A 1,991-nucleotide genomic window follows, 5' to 3' on the forward strand; every position below is an offset into this window, starting at 1 on the left:
CGCAGCAGCGCCTCGCGGACCGGGCTGCGGGAGACGGCCAGCCGGTCCGCCAGCTGGTACACCGAGTACAGCTCACCGGGTACGAACGTGCCGTTCCGGATGCCGTCACGCACCGCTTCGATGGTGCGTTCGGTGAGTGACGGCGGTCGCGGCGTCGGTGCGGCAGGCATGCACCAAGCCTAGCCGTGTGCGCGGGGTCGGCGTAGTAGTAACATGTTACCCATGGCGACGACGCTCACGGCACCCAGGTCCCTTGTATCCGAACTGCAGTCGCGCGGTGTTGCGGATGCGCGGGCTGACGCAACCTCCCGCGCCGTCTACTCCAGCGACGCCTCCCTCTACCGGATCCAGCCCGCCGCTGTTGTCTTCCCGCGGCACCTCGACGAAGTCCTCACCACCCTCGAAGTGTGCCGCGAACGCGGGATCCCGTTCACCTCACGCGGCGCCGGCACGTCCCTGGCCGGAAACTCGATCGGCCGCGGGGTCGTCATTGACTTCAGCCGCCACCTCAACCGGGTCCTGGAGTTCGACGCCGAGAGCCGGACCGCCGTTGTGGAACCCGGCGCCGTGCATGCCACGCTCCAGAAGGTGGCGCTCGCCCATGGCCTCCGGTTCGGTCCTGACCCGTCGACGCACACGCGCTGCACCGTGGGCGGCATGATCGGCAACAACGCGTGCGGATCGCGGGCGCTCGCCTATGGCCGCACAGCTGACAACGTCACCCATCTCGAGGTGATGACGGGATCGGGCACCAGGCTCCGGCTGGGAGCCGGGGACGCGCCGTCGTCCGCTGAAACCGACGCGCTCCGCTCGCTGGTGGGCGAGAACCTCGGGACCATCCGCACGGAACTGGGCCGGTTTGGCCGGCAGGTGTCAGGCTACTCGCTGGAGCATCTGCTGCCGGAACGCGGATTCGACCTGCGCCGGATGCTCGTGGGCAGCGAGGGTACGCTCGCCGTGGTGCTCGAAGCGGGCGTCCGGCTGGTGACCGACGCGCCGCACAAGACCATGGTGGTGCTTGGGTTCGCGAACATCGGCGACGCCGGTGACGCCGTGACCGCCGTGCTGCCGTTCAAGCCCACCGCGTGTGAGGGACTGGATTCGCGGATCGTCGAGGTGGTGCGCTCGCGGAAGGGAACGCAGGCCGTGCCCGAACTGCCCGGTGGGGCGGCCTGGCTGTTTGTTGAAATCTCGGGTGACGACGCCGCCGAGGTCGCCGACCGGGCAGCAGCGGTCAGCCGCATCGGCGTCGCCACGGACTCGCGCATTATCACCAACCCGGCCCAGGCGGCAGCGCTGTGGCGGATCCGCGAGGACGGCGGTGGGCTTGCCGGCCGCTCGCCGGCAGGTGCACCGGCCCACGCGGGGTGGGAGGACGCGGCCGTCCCGCCGGAACGGGTGGGGGATTACCTCCGGGAATTCGACGAACTCCTCCTGACCCACAACCTCACGGGATTCCCGTTCGGCCACTTCGGAGACGGCTGCGTCCATGTGCGCCTGGACTTCCCGTTCCAGCGCGACGACGGCGCCGCCGCCTTCCGTGCCTTCCTCACCGACGCGGCACGGCTCGTGGCCTCCTACGGCGGGTCCCTCTCCGGCGAACACGGCGACGGCCGTGCCCGCAGCGAGCTTCTGCCGTACATGTATACGCCGGCTGCGCTCTCGCTCTTCAGCAGGGTCAAGGGCATCTTCGACCCGGACAACATCCTCAACCCCGGCATCCTGGTGGATCCCGAGCCCCTCGACGCCAACGTTCGGGTCGCAGAGGCCGGACCGTTGCGCTCCGGCCTCGCCTTCGGTTATGAGCACGACGACGGCGACTTCAGCCAGGCGGTCCACCGCTGTACCGGCGTGGGCCAGTGCCGCGCCACGCAGCGGAACAGCCATACCGTGATGTGCCCGTCCTACGTGGCGACCCTTGAGGAGAAGGACTCCACGCGCGGCCGTGCCCGGGCGCTGCAGGAAATGATTAACGGAAGCGTCACCGGGGG

General features: G+C 69.6%; 2 protein-coding genes. One reads left to right on the forward strand and one right to left on the reverse strand.

Annotated elements, in window-relative coordinates:
* Positions 1 to 170 (reverse strand): GntR family transcriptional regulator (locus X803_RS21095; RefSeq protein WP_035778614.1); only part of this gene is annotated, 170 nt, incomplete at its 3' end.
* A 52-nt stretch (positions 171 to 222) separates the two neighbouring features.
* Here X803_RS21095 and X803_RS21525 point away from each other — a divergent pair.
* Positions 223 to 1,991: FAD-binding oxidoreductase (locus X803_RS21525; protein ID WP_035778615.1), on the forward strand; the 1,769-nt coding region annotated here is incomplete at its 3' end.

It is taken from the genome of Arthrobacter sp. 35/47 (assembly GCF_000520475.1).
Taxonomy (GTDB): Bacteria; Actinomycetota; Actinomycetes; order Actinomycetales; family Micrococcaceae; genus Arthrobacter_D; species Arthrobacter_D subterraneus.